Source organism: Streptomyces sp. NPDC006643 (genome assembly GCF_042870175.1).
Lineage (GTDB): Bacteria > Actinomycetota > Actinomycetes > Streptomycetales > Streptomycetaceae > Streptomyces.
On record NZ_JBIAHA010000003.1, the window covers coordinates 127606 to 151151 of the forward strand.

20 protein-coding genes are annotated in these 23546 nt (G+C 70.9%); 9 read left to right on the forward strand and 11 right to left on the reverse strand.

The genetic code is table 11. The features are described 5' to 3' along the window. Positions 1-68: 68 nt before the first annotated feature. The 5 genes from ACFYNU_RS05570 to mce form a co-directional block, all read right to left on the reverse strand. Entirely contained in the window at positions 69-848 is a 780-nt protein-coding gene (locus tag ACFYNU_RS05570; protein ID WP_356588219.1) for an ABC transporter permease subunit, read from the reverse strand. A 3-nt stretch (positions 849-851) separates the two neighbouring features. Next, on the reverse strand, positions 852-1841 hold the full coding sequence (locus tag ACFYNU_RS05575) for an ATP-binding cassette domain-containing protein (RefSeq protein WP_356588217.1): 990 nt from the start codon (positions 1839-1841) through the stop codon (positions 852-854). A gap of 149 nt (positions 1842-1990) precedes the next feature. Further along, positions 1991-2929, reverse strand: a complete 939-nt coding sequence (locus tag ACFYNU_RS05580; protein ID WP_189105418.1) for a cellulose-binding protein — start codon at positions 2927-2929, stop codon at positions 1991-1993. A 131-nt stretch (positions 2930-3060) separates the two neighbouring features. Continuing rightward, complete coding sequence (gene scy / locus ACFYNU_RS05585; protein WP_356588215.1) at positions 3061-6801, reverse strand: polarized growth protein Scy; 3741 nt, start codon at positions 6799-6801, stop codon at positions 3061-3063. Between the two features lie 169 nt (positions 6802-6970). Continuing rightward, positions 6971-7408: a methylmalonyl-CoA epimerase gene (gene mce, locus ACFYNU_RS05590; RefSeq protein ID WP_356588213.1), complete on the reverse strand. Its 438-nt coding sequence runs from the start codon at positions 7406-7408 to the stop codon at positions 6971-6973. A gap of 147 nt (positions 7409-7555) precedes the next feature. Between mce and ACFYNU_RS05595 the strand changes: the two genes are divergently transcribed. After that, complete coding sequence (locus tag ACFYNU_RS05595; protein ID WP_356588211.1) at positions 7556-8758, forward strand: acetyl-CoA C-acetyltransferase; 1203 nt, start codon at positions 7556-7558, stop codon at positions 8756-8758. Positions 8759-8806: 48 nt separating this feature from the next. Beyond that, positions 8807-9766, forward strand: a complete 960-nt coding sequence (meaB, locus tag ACFYNU_RS05600) for a methylmalonyl Co-A mutase-associated GTPase MeaB (RefSeq protein ID WP_356588209.1) — start codon at positions 8807-8809, stop codon at positions 9764-9766. 143 nt (positions 9767-9909) lie between these two features. Here meaB and ACFYNU_RS05605 read toward each other — a convergent pair whose 3' ends face one another. Beyond that, positions 9910-10779, reverse strand: coding sequence for a PepSY domain-containing protein (locus ACFYNU_RS05605; RefSeq protein WP_356588207.1), 870 nt, complete (start codon positions 10777-10779; stop codon positions 9910-9912). A gap of 114 nt (positions 10780-10893) precedes the next feature. Between ACFYNU_RS05605 and ACFYNU_RS05610 the strand changes: the two genes are divergently transcribed. Both ACFYNU_RS05610 and ACFYNU_RS05615 read left to right on the forward strand, forming a co-directional pair. Then, on the forward strand, positions 10894-11556 hold the full coding sequence (locus tag ACFYNU_RS05610) for a response regulator transcription factor (RefSeq protein ID WP_356588205.1): 663 nt from the start codon (positions 10894-10896) through the stop codon (positions 11554-11556). Next, complete coding sequence (locus ACFYNU_RS05615; RefSeq protein ID WP_356588203.1) at positions 11553-13163, forward strand: HAMP domain-containing sensor histidine kinase; 1611 nt, start codon at positions 11553-11555, stop codon at positions 13161-13163. Before ACFYNU_RS05610 ends, ACFYNU_RS05615 begins: the two co-directional genes overlap by 4 nt. Here the strand turns inward: ACFYNU_RS05615 and ACFYNU_RS05620 are convergent. Beyond that, positions 13113-13589, reverse strand: a complete 477-nt coding sequence (locus ACFYNU_RS05620) for a MarR family transcriptional regulator (RefSeq protein WP_356588201.1) — start codon at positions 13587-13589, stop codon at positions 13113-13115. The genes ACFYNU_RS05615 and ACFYNU_RS05620 overlap by 51 nt on opposite strands. A 294-nt stretch (positions 13590-13883) precedes the next feature. On the opposite strand from ACFYNU_RS05620, the gene ACFYNU_RS05625 reads away from it, so the two are divergent. Further along, entirely contained in the window at positions 13884-15113 is a 1230-nt protein-coding gene (locus tag ACFYNU_RS05625; protein ID WP_356588199.1) for a transposase, read from the forward strand. A gap of 63 nt (positions 15114-15176) precedes the next feature. Here the strand turns inward: ACFYNU_RS05625 and ACFYNU_RS05630 are convergent, their stop codons facing one another. Genes ACFYNU_RS05630 through ACFYNU_RS05640 form a run of 3 tightly spaced genes read right to left on the reverse strand, consistent with a single transcriptional unit; the run spans position 15177 to position 17247 of the window. Continuing rightward, the gene (locus tag ACFYNU_RS05630; protein WP_356588256.1) at positions 15177-15935 is read right to left on the reverse strand and encodes an AIM24 family protein; all 759 of its coding nucleotides are present in this window, start codon (positions 15933-15935) and stop codon (positions 15177-15179) included. 23 nt (positions 15936-15958) lie between these two features. Continuing rightward, complete coding sequence (locus ACFYNU_RS05635) at positions 15959-16609, reverse strand: AIM24 family protein (protein ID WP_356588197.1); 651 nt, start codon at positions 16607-16609, stop codon at positions 15959-15961. Beyond that, on the reverse strand, positions 16609-17247 hold the full coding sequence (locus ACFYNU_RS05640) for an AIM24 family protein (protein ID WP_356588195.1): 639 nt from the start codon (positions 17245-17247) through the stop codon (positions 16609-16611). Before ACFYNU_RS05640 ends, ACFYNU_RS05635 begins: the two co-directional genes overlap by 1 nt. 145 nt (positions 17248-17392) lie before the next feature. Here ACFYNU_RS05640 and ACFYNU_RS05645 point away from each other — a divergent pair, with 145 nt between their 5' ends. From ACFYNU_RS05645 to ACFYNU_RS05660, 4 genes are all read left to right on the forward strand, one after another. After that, positions 17393-17737 (forward strand): DUF3817 domain-containing protein, encoded by a 345-nt coding sequence (locus ACFYNU_RS05645; protein ID WP_356588193.1) that lies wholly within the window; start codon positions 17393-17395, stop codon positions 17735-17737. Further along, positions 17734-18027, forward strand: a complete 294-nt coding sequence (locus ACFYNU_RS05650; protein ID WP_356588191.1) for an MTH1187 family thiamine-binding protein — start codon at positions 17734-17736, stop codon at positions 18025-18027. Before ACFYNU_RS05645 ends, ACFYNU_RS05650 begins: the two co-directional genes overlap by 4 nt. Before the next feature lie 691 nt (positions 18028-18718). Then, complete coding sequence (locus ACFYNU_RS05655) at positions 18719-20485, forward strand: cellulose synthase catalytic subunit (protein WP_356588189.1); 1767 nt, start codon at positions 18719-18721, stop codon at positions 20483-20485. A gap of 3 nt (positions 20486-20488) precedes the next feature. Next, positions 20489-22456 carry a galactose oxidase-like domain-containing protein gene (locus ACFYNU_RS05660; protein ID WP_356588187.1) on the forward strand — a complete coding sequence of 656 codons (1968 nt, stop codon included), beginning with the start codon at positions 20489-20491 and terminating at the stop codon, positions 22454-22456. 28 nt (positions 22457-22484) lie between these two features. Here ACFYNU_RS05660 and ACFYNU_RS05665 read toward each other — a convergent pair whose 3' ends face one another. Next, positions 22485-23513 carry a glycoside hydrolase family 6 protein gene (locus tag ACFYNU_RS05665; RefSeq protein ID WP_356588185.1) on the reverse strand — a complete coding sequence of 343 codons (1029 nt, stop codon included), beginning with the start codon at positions 23511-23513 and terminating at the stop codon, positions 22485-22487. Positions 23514-23546: the final 33 nt, after the last annotated feature.

The window sequence follows — 23546 nt, forward strand, 5'->3', positions numbered from 1 at the left end:
CTCCTCCGCCTTGCGAGCGCACGCACCAGCCCCCGCTCCCTGATCCGGCCTGATCGACAAGACACCCCCTAGGCGTCGCGCTTCTTCAGTACGAGATAGCCGCCGATCAGCGCCGCGACGACCCACAGCGCCATGATCCCCATGCCTTCCCAGGGGCTGTACGGAGGCTTCTCCGAGTTCAGCGCGTCGGGAACGACCTGCATGATCTTCGAGCCCGCCTGGTCGGGGAAGTACTTGGCGACCTGCTTCGCCTTCGGTACGGAGGCGAGGATCTGCGAGACGAGGAAGAAGAACGGCATCAGAATGCCGAGCGACAGCATCGAGCTGCGCAGCATCGTCGCGACGCCCATCGAGAACAGCGCGATCAGCCCCATGTAGAGACCGCTGCCGATGACCGCGCGCAGCACGTCCGGCTCACCGATGCTCGTCCCGTGGTCGCCGAGCGCCGCCTGGCCGAGGAAGAACGTGACGAAGCCCGTGACGAGCCCGACCACCAGGGCCAGCGCCCCGGCGACGAAGAGCTTGCTGAAGAGGAAGGTCGCCCGCTGCGGTACGGCGGCGAGCGAGGTGCGGATCATGCCCGAGCTGTACTCCGAGCCGACCACGAGGACACCGAAGACCACCATCGCCAGCTGCCCGAGAATCATCCCGGAGAAGCTCACGAAGGTCGGGTCGAAGGTCACGCGCTCGGCGTCCGACAGATCGTCGAACGTGGACTTGAACAGCAGCGACAGACCGAAGCCCATGGCCACGGTCACGAGGAACGCGACGGCGAGGGTCCAGATCGTGGAGGAGACCGTACGGATCTTGGTCCACTCCGACCGGAGGACCGCTGGTACCGATGCCATGGGTCAGGCTCCCTTGCCCTGGTTGTCGTGCTGTCCCCACTGGGGACCCGGGGCCGTGTGAGCCGCCGGGCCCACGCCGCCGGCGCTGCCGGAATGGGCGTGGTACTCGACCGACTCGGCCGTCATCTGCATGAACGCCTCTTCCAGCGAGGCGCGTTGGGAACTCAGCTCGTGCAGCGTGAGCTGGTTCCGGGCGGCCAGTTCGCCGATCTCCTCGGCGGTGGAGCCGTCGATCTCCAGCGCGCCGTCGGCCGCCTCCACGACCGAGAGCCCGCCCGCGTGCAGCGCGTCGCGCATCTGCTCCCGCTGCGGGGAGCGGAGCCGTACGAAACTGCGCGAGTTCTCCTGGATGAAGTCGGCCATCGAGGTGTTCGCCAGAAGCTTTCCCTGGCCGATCACGATCAAGTGGTCGGCGGTCAGGGCCATTTCACTCATCAGATGCGAGGAGACGAAGATCGTCCGGCCCTGGCCCGCGAGGGCCTTCATCAGATTGCGGATCCAGTGGATGCCCTCGGGGTCCAGACCGTTCACCGGCTCGTCGAACATCAGGATCTCGGGATCACCGAGCAGCGCCGCCGCGATTCCCAGCCGCTGGCCCATTCCCAGGGAGAAGCCCTTCGACTTCTGCTTGGCCACGGCCGTCAGACCGACGGTGTCGAGGACCTCGTTGACGCGGCTCACCGGAATACGGTTGCTCTGCGCCAGACACAGCAGATTGTTGTACGCGCTGCGACCGCCGTGCATGGCCTTCGCGTCGAGCAGCGCGCCGATGTACTTCACCGGCTCCGACAGCTCCCGGTAATGCTTCCCGTCGATACGGACCGAGCCGCCGGACGGGATGTCCAGATCGAGCATCATCCGCATGGTGGTCGACTTACCGGCTCCGTTGGGTCCCAGAAAACCCGTCACCACGCCCGGCCGGACCTGGAAGGAGAGATGGTCGACCGCGATTTTCTTCCCGAAACGTTTGGTGAGCCCTTCGACCTCGATCATGCGGACAACCTAAGGGCGCGCAAAGCCCCCCGCCACTCCACTGGCGGGGGGCTTGCACGATCGTTACTTACGGAACGCATCCGTCTATCAGCCGTACATCAGCAGTCCAGACACCCGGCCGGCCGGATGTCCGGCCGGGTCATGTCCGACTAGCGCGACTGCTGCGCCGGGACACCGCGGGAGATCGGCTCGTCCTCGGCCGGGGTACCCGCCGCGGCGACGGCCGCACCGGTCAGCGTGGCCAGCATCTCGCGGACGTTGGTCAGCTGGGCGTTGATCGAGTCGCGGCGGTTGGTGAGCGCCGCCAGCTCGCGCTCCGATTCGCTGCGGATCCGGTCGGCCTTGGCGTTCGCGTCGGCCACGATGTCCTCGGCCTGGCGCTGCGCGGTCTCCACCGTCTGACGGGCGCGACGCTCCGCGTCCGTACGGAGCTTCTCCGCCTCCAGCCGCAGCTGCTCGGCGCGGTGCTCGATCTCCGCCAGGCGCTTCTCGGCCTTCGCCTGACGCGACGCCAGGTCACGCTCGGACTGCTCACGCCGCTTGGCGAGGTTCGTCTCGAAGTCCGCGGCGGCCTGGGCGGCCTTGGCGCGGGTCTCCTCGAAGAGCGCGTCCGCCTCCTCGCGCTTCTGCTGCGCGTCCTTCTGCGCCTCGGAGCGCAGGGTCGAGGCCTCGCCCTTCGCCTTCTCGACGATGCGGACGCCCTCGTCCTCGGCCTTCGCCTTGCGCTCGGCGGAGAACGCCTCGGCGTCGTTACGCACCTGCTGGGCAGCCGACTCGGCCAGCTCGCGGTGCTGTTCGGCGGCGCGACGGGCCTCTTCGCGCAGGTCCTTCGCCTCCTCCTCGGCGAGGCGGAGGATCTTCTCGACGCGCGCTCCCAGGCCGGCGTACGACGGCTCCGCGTCGGTGACCTGGGCCTGTGCGTTCTGCGTTTCGAGGTGGAGCTCCTCGATGCGCTTTTCCAGTGCGGTGATCCGTGCGAGAGCACTGTCACGGTCGGCGACGAGCTTGGTAATGCGGTCATCCACCTGACCGCGGTCGTAACCACGCCGCACGAGCTCGAAGCCGAATGGGGAGGAAGTGTCGCTCATGGGGTTCCTGTCGAATGAGACCGGTGAGGTGATAGGGGGAATCCTAGGGGCCGAAGCGGCGTGTCATCGAGCGGATGACGGTTTGATCTGGAGAATGTCCAGCCTTTTGAGTGGTATCCACACGACAGGCCCTAACTCTCGGACTGCTTGCCACCCGAACGGGTAGCGCCCGCCGCCGCACCCGCCTTGACGCTACCCCCGCCGGCGCCCCCGCCCGAACCCGTCTTGCCGCTCGCGGCCGGAGTCTCGAAGGATTCCAACGCTTCCAACACATCCTGGACACGGGAGATCTCGGCCTGGATGTCCTCACGCCTGCGTACCAGGACGTCGAGTTCACGCCTGCCCTCCTCGACGGTGCGGGTGGCCTCCGCCTCGGCGTCGGCGCGCAGCCGCTCGCCCTCGCGGGTCAGTTCGGCCTTCTTCTGCTCCGCTTCCTTCAGCAGCGCCTCGGCCTTCTTCACCGCGGCGATCCGGACCTTGCTCGCTTCCGAACCGGCCTCCGCCACCAGGGACTTGGCCTTCTGCTCGGCCTCCGCCTGCTGTTCGGTCGCCGCCTTGACCAGTTTGTCGACGCGTTCGCCGGCGTTCTTCATCTGCTCGGCCGTCTCGCGGCGCGCCCGCTCGTGGAGCTGGTCGATCTCGCCCTCGACCCGCACCCGCAACTCCTCGGTGCGCTCACGGATCGCGGTGGCGTCCCGGCGCGCCCCGACGAGCAGTTCGTCGGCGTCCGTACGGGCCTTCTCCACCAGGGAGTTGCCCTCGACCGTCGCGTCCGAGGTGATCCGCGCGGCCTCGGAGCGCGCGGCGCCCACCATCGTGTCGGCCTGTGTCTCGGCCTCGGTGGCGGCGCGCAACGCCTCCTCCTGGGCCTTGTTGATGAGCTGGTCGGCCTGCTCGGCCGCGTCGGCACGGCGCTTGGCCGCGTTCGCCCGCGCGTCGTCGAGCAGCCGGTCCGACTCCGTGATCGCGTCGCTGATCGTCCGCTCCGACATCGCCTCGGCGTCCGACCTGATCTGCGCGGCCTCCGCGCGGAGCCGTTCGGCCGCCCGCTGGGCCGAGTTGACGGTCTCCGCCGCCTCGGCGCGCATCCGCTCCGACTCGCTCGACGCCTCGCCGATGAGCCGGTCCGCCTGCTCCGCGGCGTCGCCCCGGATGCGGTTGGCGTCGTCGCGCGCCTCCTGGCGGGCGCGGGCCGCGTCCTGCTCGGCGGCGGCCAGCGAGTCCGACGCCTCGGTCCGTACCCGCTGCGCGTAGTCGGCGCTCTCCGCGCGCAGCCGCTCCGCCTCGGTGACCGCCTCGCCGACGGTGCTCTCGGCCAGCGCCTGGGCGGCGTCCGTCTCCTCCTGCGCGCGGGCACGCAGCCGCGCCACGTCCTCCGCGGCCCTCTCGCGCTCCGCGTACGCGTCGGAGCGGACCCGGTCCGCCTCCTCCTGCGCCTGGGACCTCGTCCGGTCGGCGGCGTGCTCGGCGGCGGAGCGCAGCCCGGCGATCTCCTGCTCGGCCTGGTCGTGCAGCCCGGCGACCGCGTCCCGTACCTGCTGCGCCGTCTGCTCGGCGGCCGACACCATCTCCGTGGCGCGGAACTCGGCCTCCTCGACCAGCCGCGCCGCCTCGGCCTGCGCCTCGTCGACCCGCTTACGGGCCGACGCCAGCAGATCCTCGCTCTGTTCGCGGGCCCGCTCGCGCTCCTGGTCCGCCTCCGTACGGGCGGCGCTCAGCAACTCCTCGGCCTCCCGGCGGCGGCGGCTCGCCTCCTCCTGCGCGGCGGCCAGCGCCTCGGCGGCCTCGGCGGCCACCCGCTCGGCCGCGGCGGCGGCCTCGGCGCGCAGCCGGTCCGCGCTCTCCTGCGCCTCGGACTTGGTCCGCTCGGCCTCCTGCGTGGCCTCGTCCCGCAGCCGTACGGCCGTCGACTCGCCCTCCGCGCGGGAGCGGCCCGCGTCCTCGGCCGCTTCGTCCCGCAGCCGCTCGGCCTCCTGCTCGGCCTGCGCCTGGAGCGTACGCAGCCGCTCGGCGGCCTCCGTGCGCAGCCGCTCGGTCTCCTCGGCGGCCTCGCGGCGGATCCGCTCGCTCTCGGCGCGGGCGTCGGCCAGGGCCGACTCGGCGCCGTTCAGGCGCTGTTCGGCCTCGGTGTGCAGCCGGGTCAGCTCGTCGGACGCCTCGTCCTTACGGGCCTCGACACCGCGCTCGGTCTCCTCACGCAGCTCGGCGGCGGCCCGCTCGGCGGCGGCCTTCACCGCCTCGGCCTGCTCCTCGCCCTCGGCGCGCAGCCGGTCCGCCTCGGCGCGGGTGCGCTCCAGCGTCTCCTCGGCCTGCTTGCGCAGCGTCGTGGCGCGCTCGATGGCCTCCGTACGGACGCGCTCGCTGTCCGTGGACGCGGTGGCCCGCATCTCGTCGGCGTCGGCGCGGGACTTCGTCAGCAGCTCCTCGGCGGTGCTGGCCGCCTCCTCGATCTGCTGGACGGCCTCACGGCGCGCCTCGCTCCGGATGCGCTCGCCCTCGGCGACGGCCTCGGACCGCAGCGTCTCGGCCTCGCCGCGCAGCCGGCGCGCCTCCTCCTGGAGCTCGACCGTCTTGGCCCGGTACTCCTTGGTGTCGTCCTTGGCCGCGCCCTTGAGCTGGTCGGCCTGCTCGGCCGCCTCGCCGCGCAGCCGGTCCGCCTCGGCGTCGGCCTCGCGGCGGATCCGCTCGGCCTCCTCGCTCGCGGCGCGGGTGGTGGCCCTGGCGTCCTCGGAGGCCTTGGTGAGGACCTCCTCGGCCGACCGGGCCGCCTTGGCGAGCTGGGCCGCGGAGTCCTCGGCGGCGGCCGTACGGGCCTTCTCGGCGGCCTCGGCGACCATCTTCTCGGCCTCGGCGCGGGCGTCGGCGAGCGCCTGCTCGGCCTCCGCCTTCAGCGCCTCCGACTCCTTCGTCGCCTCGCCGACGAGCCGGGCGATCTCGGACTTGGCGGTACGGGTGCGCTGCTCGTACTGGGTCTCGGCGCCGGCCAGCCGCTTGACCGCGGCCTCCTTGGCCTCGGAGACCAGCTTCTCGGCCTCGGCGCGGGCCTCGCGCAGCCGCTCGTCCGCCTCCTGTATCCGCGCCTCGGCCGACCGGCTCAGCTCGCCGGCCTGCTGGCGCGCCTGGTCGGACTCGGCCGTCGTCGTCGTACGGAGCTGCTCGGCGTGACTGGTGGCCTCCTGCGCCTGCGTGGACGCGGCGTTGAGCAGCCGCTCGGCGTCCTTGCGGGCACGCTGGAGAATCGCCTCGGCCTCGGCCCGGGCGGTCTCGGACTCGGCACCGAGCCGGCGGCGGGCCTCCTCGGCGACCCTCGTGGCCTCCGCGCGGGCGGCGGCCAGGGACTTCTCCGCCTCGTTGCGCGACTCTTCGAGCAGCCGGCGGGCCTGGGTCTCGGTGCGTCCGCGCAGCTGCTCGGCCCAGGCGACGTTCTCGTTGACGTGCGACTCGACGGTCTGCCGGCGCTCGGCCAGCTCCTGGTCGAGCCGCTGGCGGCGCTGGACGGCCTCGGCGTGCAGCTCGGCCTGGAGCCTGGCCTGGTGCTCGGCGTGCTCCTGGAGGATGCGCTGCGTCTGCGCGCGGGCGTCACGCAGCTCGCGCTCGGCGTCGGTGCGCAACTGGTCGGCCTGGATCTGCGCGTTGCGCAGCATCTGCTCGGCCTGGTAGCCGATGTCGGCGTTGTCGTACGAGGGCCGGGACGCGAGGTTGCGGCGTGCCTCGTGCAGTTTCGCGCGCAGTACTTCGACCTGGTAACCGAGGTCTTCGGCGTGCTGGACGGCCTTCTCCCGCGCGGTCTTCAGCCGATCCATCTCGGCTTCGAACCGCGAAAGGTGGTCGTCGTCAGCTCGGTGGCTCTCCTGGCGTTCGTAGCCCCGCACTGCGCGGTCCCATCCGTCCCCTGGTCGCAACTCTGGCAACTCCGCATTCGGCACCGCCCGACGGGCGAACGGCCCCCCGGGGAATGGTGACAGATCATCGGCCGAGGCGCCGCCCCGACCCGGCCCCGGCCCGGAGCGGCCCACTCTACCGGGCCGGGAATCGTTCGGGTCAGTGCTCCGAAGGCTTCGCGGCTGAGGTGACGAGTTCGGTCAGCACACCATGACAGTCCTTGGGGTGCAGAAACGTGATGCGGGAGCCCATCGAGCCGGCGCGCGGCTCCTCGTACAGGACCCGTACACCCTTCTCGCGGATGGCCTCCGAATCCCCGTCGACATCGGCGGTGCCGAAGGCGATGTGGTGCACGCCCTCGCCGTTCTTGGCCAGCCACTTGCCCACGGCCGAGTCCTCGCGGACCGGTTCGAGCAGCTGGAGATAGGAGGCCCCGCCGTCCGAGGTCTCGTTGATCTTGAGCATGGCCTCGCGTACGCCCTGCTCCTCGTTGACCTCGGTGTGGAAGACCTCGAAGCCGTAGGTGGCCCGGTAGAACTCGACGGTCGCGTCGAGATCGTGGCAGGCGATTCCGATGTGGTCGATTCGCGTCAGCATGCGCTCAGTGCAGCGCGCGCGGGGCGGTTACGCAACGTGCGCGCTGTCACACTCGCGGCCGGGTGACCCGGGACCTGTGCGCTCAGTACATTTGGTGAACCCTCGTTAACCCTCAATCTCCATCCTCAGGCAAAGGGGTCGCATCTCATGCCGGATTCGAACACCACCACTTCCGTCATCGTCGCGGGCGCCCGTACGCCCATGGGCCGGCTGCTCGGATCGCTGAAGTCCTTCTCCGGCGCCGACCTCGGCGGCTTCGCCATCAAGGCCGCGCTGGAGCGGGCCGGCGTCACCGGCGACCAGGTGCAGTACGTGATCATGGGGCAGGTGCTCCAGGCCGGGGCGGGGCAGATCCCGGCGCGCCAGGCGGCGGTCAAGGCCGGTGTCCCGATGAATGTCCCCGCGCTCACGATCAACAAGGTCTGTCTCTCCGGCCTCGACGCGATCGCGCTGGCCGACCAGCTGATCCGCGCGGGCGAGTTCGACATCGTGGTCGCCGGCGGCCAGGAGTCCATGACCAACGCGCCGCATCTGCTGCCGAAGTCCCGCGAGGGCTACAAGTACGGCGCGATCGAGATGCTGGACGCGATGGCGTACGACGGTCTGACCGACCCGTTCGAGTCCATCGCGATGGGCGCCTCCACGGAGAAGCACAACACCCGCCTCGCCATCGCCAGGCCCGAGCAGGACGAGGTCGCGGCGGCCTCCCACCAGCGGGCCGCCGCCGCGCAGAAGAACGGCGTCTTCCAGGCCGAGATCACCCCCGTCGAGATCCCGCAGCGCAAGGGCGACCCGGTGATCTTCGACCAGGACGAGGGCATCCGCCCCGAGACGACTCCCGAGTCCCTGGGCAAGTTGCGGCCCGCCTTCGCCAAGGACGGCACGATCACGGCGGGCTCCTCGTCGCAGATCTCCGACGGCGCGGCGGCCGTCGTGGTCATGAGCAAGGCCAAGGCGCTGGAGCTGGGCCTGGAGTGGATCGCGGAGATCGGCGCGCACGGCAATGTGGCGGGCCCGGACAACTCGCTCCAGTCGCAGCCCGCGAACGCCATCCGGCACGCCCTGAGCAAGGAGGGCATCGCCGTCGAGGACCTGGACCTCATCGAGATGAACGAGGCCTTCGCGGCGGTCGCCGTCCAGTCGACCAAGGAGCTGGGTGTGTCCCCTGAAAAGGTGAACGTGAACGGCGGGGCCATCGCGCTGGGCCACCCGATCGGGATGTCCGGCGCCCGGCTGGTGCTGCACCTGGCGCTCGAACTCCAGCGGCGCGGCGGCGGCGTGGGCGCGGCGGCGCTCTGCGGCGGCGGCGGTCAGGGCGACGCGCTGATCGTGCGGGTGCCGAAGGCGTAACCGCCCTCTTCTCGACCCCTCAGCAACCAGGAACGGAGCGCGGTACGGATGACGGTGGACGTCCCCCAGCTGGTGGCCCAGGCACGGGAGGGCCGGCCCAGAGCCGTGGCCCGGCTGATCTCGCTGGTCGAAGGGGCGTCGCCGCAACTGCGCGAGGTGATGGCCGCGTTGGCGCCACTGGCGGGCGGCGCGTACGTCGTCGGGCTCACCGGGTCGCCCGGAGTCGGCAAGTCGACATCGACGTCCGCGCTGGTGTCCGCGTACCGGAAGGCGGGCAAGCGCGTCGCCGTCCTGGCCGTCGACCCGTCGTCCCCCTTCTCGGGAGGAGCGCTGCTGGGCGACCGGGTGCGGATGTCCGACCACGCGTCGGACCCCGGCGTCTACATCCGCTCCATGGCGACCCGCGGCCATCTCGGCGGGCTCGCCTGGGCGGCGCCGCAGGCGATCCGGGTGCTCGACGCGGCCGGCTGCGACGTGATCCTCGTGGAGACCGTCGGGGTCGGTCAGTCGGAGGTGGAGATCGCCTCGCAGGCGGACACCTCGGTGGTGCTGCTCGCGCCCGGGATGGGCGACGGCATCCAGGCGGCCAAGGCCGGGATCCTGGAGATCGGTGACGTCTACGTCGTCAACAAGGCCGACCGCGACGGCGCCGACGCGACCGCCCGGGAGCTGAACCACATGCTCGGCCTCGGCGAGGCCCGCGGTCCCGGCGACTGGCGCCCGCCCATCGTCAAGACCGTGGCGGCGCGCAACGAGGGCATCGACGAGGTCGTCGACGCCCTGGAGAAGCACCGCGCGTGGCTGGAGAAGCACGACGTCCTCACCGAACGGCGCGCCCGGCGCGCGGCCCGCGAGGTGGAGGCCATCGCCGTGACGGCCCTCCGCGAACGGATCGCCGACCTGAGCGGCGACCGGCGCCTGGGGGCGCTGGCCCGGCGGATCGTCGCGGGCGAGCTGGACCCGTACGCGGCGGCGGACGAACTCGTGGCCGGGCTGACGGGCGGATAACGCGGAGGCCGGTGGCAGAGGAGGGGGGACTGTCCTCTGCCACCGGCTGTCCCGGGCGCGAGCCGGGCCCTTGGGGTACGGCTACGGATTACGGCTACGGGCTACGGGCTACGTACGGCTACGGCTACGGGAGACGCGGCGGGTCAGTCGTCGTCGCCGTCGTCGTCACCGCGGTCGTCGTGCCCGTCGTCGTCCCGGCCGTCGTCGTCGCCGTGGTCGTCGTCCCGGCCGTCGTCGTCGCCGTGGTCGTCGTCGCGGTCGTCGCGGTCGTCCGCGTGGTCGCCCCGGTCGTCACTGTCGTCGTCCCGGTCCGCCGCCACCGCGCCGGTCTTCATGTCGACCGTCACCGTGTGCGAGGCGCCGTCGTCGCCGCGCACCGTCACCTCCCAGTGGCCGGCCTTACGGTCGTCGTCGTCCGCGTCGACCGACGTCACGGCGCCGGGGTGCTTCTTCAGGGCCGCTGCCGCCGCCGCGCGGGCGTCCACCTGGGCGCCGTTCACCAGGGCGCGCTCGTGGCGGTCGTCGTCGTTGTCGTCATCGTCGTCCTTGTCCACGCGGACGGCGCCGGTCGCGGCGTCGACCCGCAGGTCGTACCACTTGCCGTCCTGGCCGATGATGTCGACCTCCCAGTGGCGGGCGACGGACGAGCCGTCGTCGTCATCGTCGTCGTCCAGGTCGACGGACTCCACCTTGCCCGGGTGCTGCCCCAGCGCCGCCGCAGCGGCCTGTTCGGCGGTCAGCTTCGAGCCCGTCGCCGGGGCCTTGGTGTCGTCCTTGCCGCTGCTGTTGCCGTTCCCGGTCCCGTTCCCGTTGAAGTCGTCCCCGTCGTCGTTGAAGTCGTCGTCCCGGTTGTCGTCCGTGGCACCCGCACCGTTCACCAGTGACGCCGAGGAGACCGTCTTCGGCGCGGTGTCCGCGCCGTTGTCGGTGGCTGCCAGGGCGACCGTGGTGTACGTGCCGGCACCGATCAGAGCGGCGGCGGTGATGCTGGCGATGACAAGATTGCGCTTCATGAGGGTTCCTCCCCGTCGGGCCGTTTCGCTTGACATCAATCTGGCTGAGGGAAGCTGAAGGCAGCCTGAAGCCACCTGAAGGTTTCTTCAGGTTCGTTTTGGGAGGCTGTGCACATGCGCCTGTTGATTGTTGAGGACGAGAAGCGGCTCGCGGTGTCCCTGGCCAGGGGCCTGCGCGCCGAGGGCTTCGCGGTGGACGTCGTGCACGACGGCCTCGAAGGCCTGCATCTGGCGGGCGAGGGCGCGTACGACCTGATCGTCCTCGACATCATGCTGCCCGGGATGAACGGCTACCGCGTCTGCGCCGCCCTGCGCGCCGCCGGCAACGACGTGCCGATCCTGATGCTGACGGCCAAGGACGGCGAGTACGACGAGGCCGAGGGACTGGACACCGGCGCCGACGACTATCTGACCAAGCCGTTCTCGTACGTCGTGCTCGTCGCCCGGGTCAAGGCCCTGCTGCGCCGCCGGGGCTCCGCCGGAGCCTCGCCCGTCCTGCGCATCGGCACCCTCACCGTCGACACCGCCGCCCGCCGGGTCCATCGCGAGGACACCGAAGTCACCCTCACCGCCAAGGAGTTCGCCGTCCTCGAACAACTCGCGGTCCGGGCCGGTCAGATCGTCGGCAAGCCCGAGATCCTGGAGCACGTCTGGGACTTCGCGTACGACGGCGACCCCAACATCATCGAGGTCTACATCAGCGCGCTGCGCCGCAAGCTCGGTGCCACGACCATCCAGACGGTGCGCGGCGCCGGATACCGGCTGGTGGCCGTATGAGCCCGCGCGGACGCCCCTTCTCCTCCGTACGGTCCCGGGCCGCGCTCGCCGCGACCGCCGTGGTGGCCGTGGCGCTGGTGGCCGCCGCCTTCGCCCTGCTGTTCGCGCTGCGCTCGAACCTGACCGGCCAGGCGGCGGGCCAGGCCGACCAGTTCTCCAACGAGGTCGCCCAGCAGATCGCGCGACGGGTGCCCATCGGCAAGCTGGAACTGGAGGGGAGCGAGGAGCACCCGACACAGGTCGTCGACGGCAAGGGCCGGCTGCTCATAGCCAGCGAGGACCTGACGAAGATCACCGGTACCGGCGTGGCCGCCGTACGCCCCGCGTCGCCCGCTCCCACGACGGCCCCGACCCCCACCCCCACGCCGACACCCACCCCGACCGGTGACGACGACGATGACGACGACAGCGGTGGTGACGACGACAGCGGGGACGACAGCGACGACGACGCCCCGCCCCCCGGCGCCCCGGCCGACGGCACCGTCTCCGAGCCCGGGAAGCACCGCACCGGAAGCGCGACCGTCGACGGCAGGACCGTCGACTACGTCTTCTCCGAGCGCCGGGTCAGCGGCCTCGCCGGCGGCCCGTACACCGTCTACACCGGCTCCTCGCTCGGCCCCCAGCAGAGCGGCGTCCGCGCGGCCACCATCGCCATGGCCGTCGGCGTACCCGCCCTGCTGGTCGTCGTCGGCGGGGTGACCTGGCTGGTCACACGGCGCGCGCTGCGGCCCGTGGAGGGCATCCGGCGCGAGATGGCCGCCATCACCGCCTCCGAGGACCTCACCAGGCGGGTGCCGGAGCCGGACACCCACGACGAGGTCGCCAAGCTGGCCCGTACGACCAACGAGACGCTCACCGCGCTCGAAGCGTCCGTCGACCGCCAGCGGCGTTTCGTCGCCGACGCCTCGCACGAACTGCGCAGTCCGATCGCTTCGCTGCGCACCCAGCTCGAAGTGGGCGAGGCGCACCCGGAGTTGCTGGACGTGCCGGGCGCGGTGGCCGACACCGTACGGCTCCAGCAGCTCGCCGCCGACCTGCTGCTGCTCGCCCGGCTGGACGCGGGGGAGCAGGCCGGGCGTACGCGGCTGGATCTGGCCGCGCTGGTACGCGAGGAGGTCTCGCAGCGCTCGACCGACCGGATCCCGGTGACGGCGGACGTCCACGAGACCCGGGGGAGCGTCGAAGTGGCGGGCTCGCGGAGCCAGTTGGCGCGTGTGCTGGGCAATCTGCTGGACAACGCGCAGCGTCACGCGGCGGGGGAGGTACGTGCCACGGTGCGCCGGGAGGGCGGCCAGGTGGTGCTCGCGGTCGCCGACGACGGGGCGGGGGTGCCGGAGACGGAGCGGGAGCGGATCTTCGAGCGGTTCGTACGGCTCGACGACGCCCGCAGCAGGGACGACGGCGGCGCGGGGCTGGGCCTCGCAATCGCCCGCGACGTGGCACACCGGCACGACGGCACACTGGACGTCGGCCGCGCCGAGGCGGGCGGCGCGCTGTTCGAGCTGCGCCTGCCCGCCGCCGGCCGGGACCCGGAACGGCCGGTCCCCACCGGTGCGTCAGCTCTTGGCGCGGCGCCCGCGCAGATGCTCGGCGACCGGCGTGAGTGACTGGCTCAGCGCGGCGAGCGCCTCGGGCGGCAGCAGGTCGAAGAAGTGCTTCCGTACGGAGGCGACGTGGTGCGGCGCGACCTCCTGCATCGTCTCCATGCCCTGATCGGTGAGGACGGCGAAGAGACCGCGGCGGTCGGACTCGCAGTGCTCACGACGGACCAGGCCGGCGGTCTCCAGCCGGGTGATCTGGTGCGAGAGACGGCTCTTGGACTGGAGCGTGGCGGCGGCGAGATCACTCATCCGCAGCCGCCTGTCCTCGGCCTCGGAGAGGTTGACCAGGATCTCGTAGTCGTTGTTGGTCAGTCCGAACGGCTGGAGATCTTTCTCCAACTGGTGCATCAGCAGCCTGCTGACATCCAGATGGGTGCGCCAGGTGCACTGCTCCGCGTCGTTCAGCCAGCGAGTGGCCGTCTCGGTCTCCATATATGAATTCTACCTAAGAAGTTGAAAATTGGACGAAGTCGGCGAGTGTGACCCCGGGCACAGGAGGGCCCGTCGCGGGAAGGTCCGGCACTGGGAAGGGTGCACGCGTTCGAGGTTACACTCTGCAGGCTGCCGTTCACGGAGTGCCTCCGGGGATGCTCCGTGCCGTAGGGCGGAAGGAACCGGGTTCATCGAGGGCCCGTGAGTCCGCACGTGAGTTTGGGCATCCAGTCGATCGTGTGGCTCTGCTGGGAACTCGTGAGCGACGTGAGTGCGTGCTGCTGAAATCGGCCCATGACGACAGGGCGGACAGCCGAAGGCGCCGGGCACGCCCGATGGACTTTCCGGCTTCGTGTGTCCTCGACCTCGATCGCAGCGCTGCTGGGGGAGTGGGACCGCTGTCGGTGGATCTGGAACGAGTGCTGTGCCAAGTCGAAGCAGACGCACGAGTGGAACAAGCACCGACCCGAGGGTTCGGACGAGCGGACGTGCGGTCCGGCGCGGCTGGACAGGATGCTGACCGAGGCCCGCAGCAGGAACAGCTGGCTGCGTGGCGGCAGTTCGGTGGTGCAGCAGCAGATCGTCCGGGACTTCGGAAAGTCCCGTACCAAGGCGCAGAGAGACATCAAGGCGCGGCTGCCGGTGCGGCGGCGGGCCGGGATGCCGAAGTTCAAGAAGAAGCGTGAGGCGCGGCCGAGCCTGAACTACACCCGTCGTGGTTTCCGGTTGGAGGACGGCAAGCTGCACTTGGCGGGCGGCATCGTGCTGACGGTGGTGTGGTCGCGGGACCTGCCGGGCGACCCGTCCAGTGTGCGTGTCCACCAGGACAGTATCGGCCACTGGTACTGCTCGTTCGTCGTGCCCGCCACCGTCGAGCCGTTGCCCGCGACGGGTGCGGTGATCGGTGTCGACTGGGGAGTGAGGGAGACGGCGACCACCACCAGCGACGCCCACGACCTGCCGCACTCCGGGTACGGCGGGAAGGCCGCAGCCAGGCTGTCCGGGTACCAGCGGATGATGGCCCGCAGGAAGCCGCGGAAGGGGCAGGCCGGTTCGAAGGGGTACCGCCGGGCGAGGAGGCTGGCGGCGAAGCTGCACAAGAAGGTCGCCCGGCAGCGGCAGGACACCGGCCGCAAGTGGGCCAAGTCCGTGGTCCGTGACCACGACGCCATCGCGGTCGAGGACTTCCGCCCGAAGTTCCTCGCGAGGTCGACCATGGCACGCAAAGCCGCCGACGCGGCGATCAGCGCGACGAAGACGGCCCTGGTCGAAATGGCCCGCAAACACGGGCGCGCCGTACACCTGGTACACCCCGCTCACACCACGATGGACTGCGCACAGTGCGGAGCGAGAACCAAGCACGCACTACCTCTCTCGGAACGAACCTATGCCTGCACCGCGTGCGGAGCCGTCTCTCCCCGGGACAAGAACTCCGCGCGCGTGATGCTGGTCCGGGCTGGTCTCAACCCGGCTGGCGCCGATCGCGGAAGACCAGGCGGGGCGCAGCCCCCTCTGGCGGCGTGAGTCAGAAATCCCCGGTCAACCCTGCAAGGCGAGGAAACCCTCTCCCGGGCGGGAGGGGAGGATTCAAAGCCCGAAGCGTCGCTGGAGGTCGCCCAGTTGTCCCGGCATCCGGGGTACGCCGCTCGGCTGGCCCGCGGGGCGGGGGCCGCCCGGGGTGCCGCCAGGGACGCCCGGTTCGCCCGGCACCACGCCGCGTGCCGTCTCGGCCATCAGGGCCTCGCTCGACTGGAGCAGCACCGTGCCCGCCCCGACGAACTCGAACTGGTGCTCCTCGCCCGAGGAACCGCCCATCCCGGTCATCGCCCGCAGCCCGCCCATCACGCCGGTCATATAGGCGTGGTCGTAGTGGTGGCACGGCGACGGGCAGTCCGCCCAGCCCACCAGGGCCTGCGGATCGACCCGGATCGGCGGCTCCATGAAGACCACCGGACCGTTCGACGCGGCCACGAACTTCCCCGTACCGATGAGGGTCAGAAAGCCCGGCACGATCGACTGCTTGAGCGCCAGGGACGGCTCGTACGCCAGCAGATTCCCGGACCGGACGGTCAGATTCCCGTCCTCCAGGTCGAAGGAGTTGACGTCGAACGCGCGGTCGGCGAGCAGCATCTTGCCGCTGCCCTCCGCCACCACCCAGTCGGCCGCGTGCAGCGGCGAGTGGAAGCTGCTGCGCACCAGCCGGTCGAGCCGGCCGTGCCCGATCCCGTTGAAGTCGATGCGCCCGTAGTAGGCGATCATCTTGCCCTTCTGGAGGAACCACTGGCCCCCCTTCAGCTCCACACAGAAGGTGTACGCGTTGACGTTGTCGTCGCTCGGCAGCGTCATCGGGTCATGAATCACCGGCGTGCTCACAGCTTCTCCTCCGACGCCTGGACGTACACCGCACCGTTGCCGCTCAGCTCCAGCTGGAACGCCTCGCCCGAGCCCCGGCCCACCATGTCGCGCCAGCCGACGGCGGTGGACAGCTTGTTCCGTACGTCGCCGTGGTGGGCCACGTACGCCTGCGGGTCGACATGGACCGTACGACCCTGGGTGATCGGCAGCTCGATGATCCCGCCGTGCGCCATCACCGCGACCGAGCCGTGGCCCTTGAGGGTCGTGGTGAACAGGCCCTGGCCCGTCACCTGGCCGCGCACCATGCCCATCACACCGCCCTGCGCGCCCATGAACATCGTGCCCTGCTCCAGCGTCCCGTCGAACGCGAGCAGCCGGTCCGCCTCCACGTAGAGGGTGTCGCCGGTCAGCCCGATCACCTGGATGTGGTGCCCGCCGTGGCCGAACATCACGGTGCCGCTTCCCTCGACCGTCATCAGCGGGGTCGCCTCGCCCGCCACGCGCCGGCCGATCATCGACACCAGACCGCCCTGGCCGCCCGCCGTGTTCGGGGTGAAGGTGACGTCGCCCCGGTAGGCGAGCATCGCGCCACGCTGGCTGAACATCTTCTGGCCGGGCGCCACCGACGCCTCGACGACCTTCGAGTTGATCTCCCGGAACGGCATCAGACATCGCCCCCGACGGTGTTGCGCTCGCTCGGCTGGACGTAGACGAGTCCGTCGCCCTCGAAGCGCATCTGGAAGGCCTCGCCGCCGCCCTCGCCCATGATCGTGCGGAAGTTCACCCCGGACTGGAGGTGCTGCTGGAGGTTGCCCTGGTGGGCGACGTACGCGCCGGGGTCGACGGAGAGGGGGTACTGGGGGGTGACCCGCAGCACCACGGCCGAGCCGTCCGACATGATCGCCGCCTGGCCCGTGCCCTCGACGGTCGTCGTGAACAGCCCGTTGCCGCTCGCGCCGCCGCGCAGTCCGGTGAAGCTGGTGCCGGTGCGCAGCCCGCCGTCGGTGCAGAGCAGGTTGCTCGACTCCACGTACAGCTTGTCGCCGTGCAGCGCGACGAGCGTGATCTCGCTCGCGCGGTCCGCGAAGAAGCAGGTGCCCTCGCCCTTCACCTCCATCATGACCATCTGTTCGCCGGTGAGGCGCCGGGTCACCATGCCGCGTACGCCCTCACCGCCACCGGACAACTTCTTGAACGCCATCCGGCCGTCGTAGGCGACCATCGAGCCGTTCTTCGCCCGCACGGAGTCGCCCGCCATGTCGACGGCGAGCACCTTGCTGCCTTGGAGTCGGAACTGAGCCACAGGCCGAAGATAGCCGGACCCGGATAAAAAGCGGGCAAAGCCTGATGCCACAATGGGAGCCCGCTTGTGCACGCGTTCACAAGATGATCACGGGCACGGCGATCGTGACGCCCCCCGACGCCCCGACGACGAAGGTGCCTGCCTCGTGGACATCAAGACCGCCTCATCCCTCCACCGTCTCCGCCTGGTATCGGCGCCGGAGGCCGTGTCGTTCCTGCTGCTGCTCGTCTGCTCCGTGCTCAAGCGCACGACGGACTTCAACGCCGTGCCGGTGATGGGCGCGATCCACGGGCTGCTCTTCGTCCTGTACGTGATCTTCTGGCTGGACGCCTGGCGGCGCGTGAAGTGGCCGCTCGGCACCGCCGCGCTGTACTTCGTGCTGTCGGTCCTGCCGGCCGGCGGCTTCTTCGCCGAGCGCAAGCTCAAGCGCGAGGCCGAGGACGAGGTCATCGCGTCCCGCGCCCGCCGCGAGGGCACGGTCAGCGCATGATCGTCGCCTTCTCCATCACACCGCTGGGCGTTGGCGAGGACGTGGGCGAGTACGTGGCCGACGCCGTCCGCGTCGTACGCGAATCCGGTCTGCCGAACCACACCGACGCGATGTTCACCTCCGTGGAAGGTGAGTGGGACGAGGTGATGGCCGTGGTCAAGCGCGCGGTCGCCGCGGTGGAGGCTCGCGCGCCACGGGTCTCCCTGGTCCTGAAGGCGGACATCCGCCCGGGCGTCACGGACGGCCTCCACACGAAGGTGGAAACCCTGGAGAGGCACCTGTCGGCCTGATGCCGGGGCCGGCTCCCGCGCGGTCGCCCCGGCCCCGCTGCGCGGGAAGCCCGACGACCGCCTGGCCGCCCCGCCTGTCGTCCACAACGTCGTCGCCTGCGGGCCGCCCACGCGCGACGTCCCGTCCGGGCGTTAACGGCACGGCGGTGCGACGGAGCCGCCCCGTGGTGCCGTTTTTCCGTCCAGCCGTTCTCCCGTCGGTGCCCGCCGCCCCGCCTGTCGTCCACAACGTCGCCGCCTGCGGGCCGCCCACGCGCGACGTCCCGTCCGGCCGCCGCGCCGCGGCTGTCCGATGGTGGCCCCGTCCCGCCCCGGGCGCCCCTGTCCCGCCGTCAGGCGCCGCCAAGCCAGCCGCGACGGACCTGCCCCCGCTTGTCGGCCGTCCGGCCCGCGTGGCCCCGTCCCGCGCCGGGCGGCCCTGTCCCGCCGTCAGGCGCCGTCGGGCCCGCAGCGGCCCCGTCCCGCGCCGGAGTCCGCCCCCCGGACGCCCCGTGACTCTGGCCCCCCGTCAAGTCCCCTCACCCGGACGCCGGTCCGCGCCCCCCGGCCCGCCGTCAGATTCGGCGTGGGCGGCGGTGGGTCGGTGCTCCTTACCGCCACCCGCACGGACGTCTCCAGTCGACACGCCGTCGGATATCCCGTTTTCTGAGGATATCGACCTCGCTGAATCGCTGGAGTTGCTGGAGGCACCGTGCGGCCGGACGGCTACGACTACGACACCCACAGCGTTCTCGCCGGTCCGCTGACGGAGCCGGACCGGACGGCCGCCTACCGGGTGCGGTACCGGAGTCTGCTCGCCCAGGAGCCCCACCGTGTGCGGGCCGTGCTGCTGATGGTCATGGCCCCGCTGCTCTCCGGGGCGCTGCTCGTCTATCTGGTCTGGCCCACCCACTGGACCGAGCGCGAGGGCGGCGCCCGCTGGCTGGTCGTCTTCGACACCGTGATGCTCGTGTCGATCGGGCTCATCGCCTTCTTCATGCTCGTCAACGTCGCCTCCATCGCGCACGCGACGCTCGTCGCCAGGGACCCCGTCCCGGTCGTCGCCGAGGTCGGCACCCGCGTCGCCTTCCTCACCACGTACGTCCCCGGCAAGGAACCGCTCGCCATGCTGCGGGCCACCCTCGAAGGAGCGTCACGCCTGCGCCACCGCGGCCCCCTCGACGTCTGGCTTCTCGACGAGGGCGACGACCCGTCCGCCCGGCGGCTCTGCCGGGAGCTGGGGGTGCGTCACTTCAGCCGCCTCGGTGTCCCCGAGTGGAACCGGAAGAAGGGCGTCCATAAGGCCCGGACCAAGCACGGCAACTACAACGCCTGGCTCGCGATGTACGGCGACGACTACGACTTCTTCGCCTCCGTCGACACCGACCACGTACCGCTGCCCAACTTCCTGGAGAGGATGCTGGGCTTCTTCCGCGACCCGGACGTCGCCTTCGTCGTCGGACCGCAGGTGTACGGCAACTACGACACGGCGGTCACCAAGGCGGCGGAGTCCCAGCAGTTCCTCTTCCACGCGCTGATCCAGCGGGCCGGCAACCGCTACCACGCGCCCATGTTCGTCGGCACCAACAACGCCGTACGCATCACCGCACTCAAGCAGGTCGGCGGCCTCTACGACTCCATCACCGAGGACATGGCCACCGGCTTCGAACTGCACCGCAGGAAGAACCCGCTGACCGGTCGCTTCTGGCGGTCCGTCTACACGCCCGACGTCCTCGCCGTCGGCGAGGGCCCCTCCTCCTGGACCGACTTCTTCACCCAGCAGCTGCGCTGGTCGCGGGGCACGTACGAGACGGTCATCAAGCAGTACGGCAAGACGCTGTTCCGGGTGCCGCCCGGTCGGCTCCTCAGTTACACGCTGATGCTCGTGTACTACCCGATGACCGCGATCAACTGGCTGCTCGGCATCCTCAGCTGTGTCCTGTTCCTCTGGCTCGGCGCCTCCGGCACCCAGGTGTCGTCCTCGCTGTGGCTCATGCTCTACAGCGACGCCGCGGCCCTCCAGATCGGCCTCTACCTCTGGAACCGGCGCCACAACGTCTCCCCGCACGAACCCCGCGGCTCCGGCGGGATCGCCGGCATGGCCATGTCGGCGCTCTGCGCGCCGATCTATCTCAAGTCGCTCGGCTCGGCGGTGCTGCGCACCAGGGGCCGGTTCGTGGTCACCCCCAAGGGCGGGGAGACCAGTGCCGACCGGCCCATGACGTTCCGCCTGCATCTCTTCTGGGCCGCCGTGCTGACGGCGTCGCTCGCCGCGTCCGTGTACTTCGGCCACACCCACGCCGCGATGCGCACCTGGGCCGTACTGGCCCTGGTCATCTCGCTCGCCCCGGTCGCCATCTGGAGCTGGACCACGCTGCGCGGGCGCCGCGACGGGGCGCCGGTCCCGGTGCCGGCCGCCGAGGAGGGGCCGGAGCAGCCGGAGCCCGCACTCGCCACGACGACGACAGGAGGGAACTGAGTCATGGCCTACCGGCCCTCGCACAAGTTCAAGAAGACGCTGCTCGGTGGTGGGGCGGTGGTGGTGCTGATGTCGCTCAACGCCCCGGCGGCCATCTCCTTCGCGACGGACAAGTACCACGCGTACGAGATCGCGCAGCCCGGCTACAAGGCGCGGTACGGCTCCTGGGAGGTCCTGGACGTCCCGAAGGAGTACCGCACCAACGCGATCCACGCCGCGCTGCTGCACACCGGCAAGGTGCTGCTCATCGCCGGGTCCGGCAACAGCCAGGAGAAGTTCGACGCCGGCACCTTCGACACGGTCCTGTGGGACCCGGCGGACAACTCGTACAAGAAGATCCCCACCCCCGAGGACTTCTTCTGCTCCGGCCACTCCCAACTGCCCGACGGGCGGCTGCTGGTGGCGGGCGGCACCGCGCGCTACGAGGTCCTCGACGGCGAGGTCGAGCGGGCGGGCGGCGGGATGCGGGTGAAGAACGAGAGCCCGGACCGGGCGCGGACCTTCAAGAAGGGCACCCGTTTCCGGTCGCCGTCGGGTGTCGAGTACGTCAGCAAGTTCGACGTCACCGTGCCCAAGGCGAAGCGGGACTTCAAGATCAGTTACGCGAAGGGCGGCCGGATGCTGCCCTGGAAGACCAAGGTCACGGCGGGCGAGGCCCGGGTCTTCGTGGAGGCCGTGTCCAAGGGGCCGCGGGCGCTGACGACGGAGGCCGCGCAGTACGAGATCGTCGGCCTCAAGGGCAAGGACGCGGACAACTACTACGGCCTGGCGCAGAAGCTGACCACGGAGAAGCAGGACTTCCAGGGCATCAAGGCGGCGTACGAGTTCGACCCGGTCGCGGAGCGGTACGTACCGGTCGACCCGATGAAGGAGGCCCGCTGGTACCCGACGCTGGTCACCCTCCAGGACGGCCGGGTGCTCGCCGTCTCGGGCCTGGACGACGTCGGCGCGGTGCTCACCGGGGACAACGAGATCTACGACCCCAAGACCAAGAAGTGGTCCAAGGGCCCGACGCGCTACTTCCCGACGTATCCCGCGCTCTTCCTCACCAAGGGCGGCAAGGTCTTCTACTCGGGGTCGAACGCGGGCTACGGCCCCGCCACGGCCGGCCGGCAGCCGGGCCTGTGGGACCTGAAGCGGAACATCTTCACGAAGGTCGAGGGACTCACCCGGCTCGACGAGACGGAGACCTCGGCGTCGCTGGTGCTGCCGCCCGCGCAGGATCAGAAGGTGATGGTTTTGGGCGGCGGCGGGGTCGGCGAGTCGTCCAAGTCCACGGCCCGTACGGCGATCGTGGACCTGAAGGAGGACAGCCCGGCCTTCCGGGCCGGGCCGGACCTGCCGCAGGGGACGCGCTATCTGAGCAGCGTGATCATGCCGGACGACACGGTCTTCACGAGCGGCGGTTCGTCCGACTACCGGGGGCGCGGCGCGTCCGACATCCTCAAGGCGCAGTTCTACGACCCGAAGACCAACTCCTTCACCAAGGCGGCCGACCCGACCGTGGGCCGTAACTACCACTCCGAGGCGCTGCTGCTGCCCGACGGGCGGGTGGCGACGTTCGGCTCCGACCCGCTCTTTGACGACGCGGACAACACCAAACTCGGCACGTTCGAGCAGCGGGTGGAGATCTACACGCCGCCCTCCTTGGAAGGCGACCGCGCGAAGCGGCGGCCGGTGCTGGGGGAGGGGCCCGCGGAGCTGGACCAGAACGGGCGGGCCACCTTCCGTACGGACAACCCCGGCCGGATCGCGAAGGCGCGGCTGATGCGGCCGAGCGCCGTCACGCACAGCACGGACGTGGAGCAGCGCTCGATCGACCTCGGGATCACCAAGCGCGGCGGTTCGGTGACGGTGGACGTGCCGTCGGACCCGACGCTGGTGCCGCCGGGCTGGTACATGCTGTTCGTGACGGACACGGCGGGGGTGTCGTCGGAGGCGAAGTGGATCCAGGTGAAGGGCGAGTCCTGAGGAGCGAAGTCCACGCCGTTCGCGCGCTCTACGCGCCGGCGCGGCGGGCGAGTCCCAGGGCGTAGTCCGGCCACCACGTACCGGCGGACGGGCCGCCCCGGCAGGGGCCGTCCGAGTCGCCGGGCCGCTTGATCCACAGATACGCGTCGACCAGGGTGTCACCGGTCTCGGCGGTCGGCGGCGTCCCGAGCGACCTGCCCGGCGGGTTGCACCAGGCCTCCTCCCGCTCACCGGGGAGGGGGCCCTCGCCGTTGCGGCTGGTGTCGACGGTGAAGTGGGCGCCGTCGAGCAGTCCGGAGAGCTGGGTGCCGAAGGCCTTGACGGCCTCGTCCGTCTGGAAGTTGGAGACGTTGAGCGAGAAACCGTCCGCCCTGGCGACACCGGCGGTGCGCAGCGGCTCGGCGATCTTCGACGGCTCCTTGATCCAGGCCGGGTTGCCCGCGTCCAGATAGACCTTGGTGCCCGGCTGCCGCTTCAGCCGGTCGATGGCCTCCGAGAGCAGCTGACTGCGCTCCCCGTGGTGCTCGGCGGGGGTGCAGCCGTCCACGAGATGGGAGACGGCGTCCGGTTCCAGGATCACCAGGGCGCGGGCGTCGCCGATGGCGTCCGCGAAGGAGTCGATCCAGTCGAGGTACGCCTGGCCGTCACGGGCGCCGCCGGCGGAGTAGAGACCGCAGTCACGGTGCGGGATGTTGTACGCGACGAGGACCACCGTGCGCTGTCCGGCGGCGCCCTTCACGGCCCTGCGGATCCCGGGCACCGGGTCGTCACCGGCGGGCCAGTCGGCCACGGGGCGCTCGGAGATCCGCTTGAGGACCTTGGCGTCTTCGGTACGGCCCTGCGACTGCCACTCCTCGACCTGGCGCGCGGCGTCGCTCTGCGGGTCGACCCAGAACGGCGACCCGGCGGTGGGGGCGGCCTCGCCCCGTACGGCCGGGGCCCGGGTCTCGTCGCGGGCGGCGGGGCCGGCGCCGGCGGAGCAGCCGGTGAGTGCCAACACGGCAGCGGTGGCGACGCAGAGGGAGACGGAGACGAGGCGCGTTGTGCGGCTGGACATCCAGCCCCCTTGAACGGCTGACGACCGGAGTAG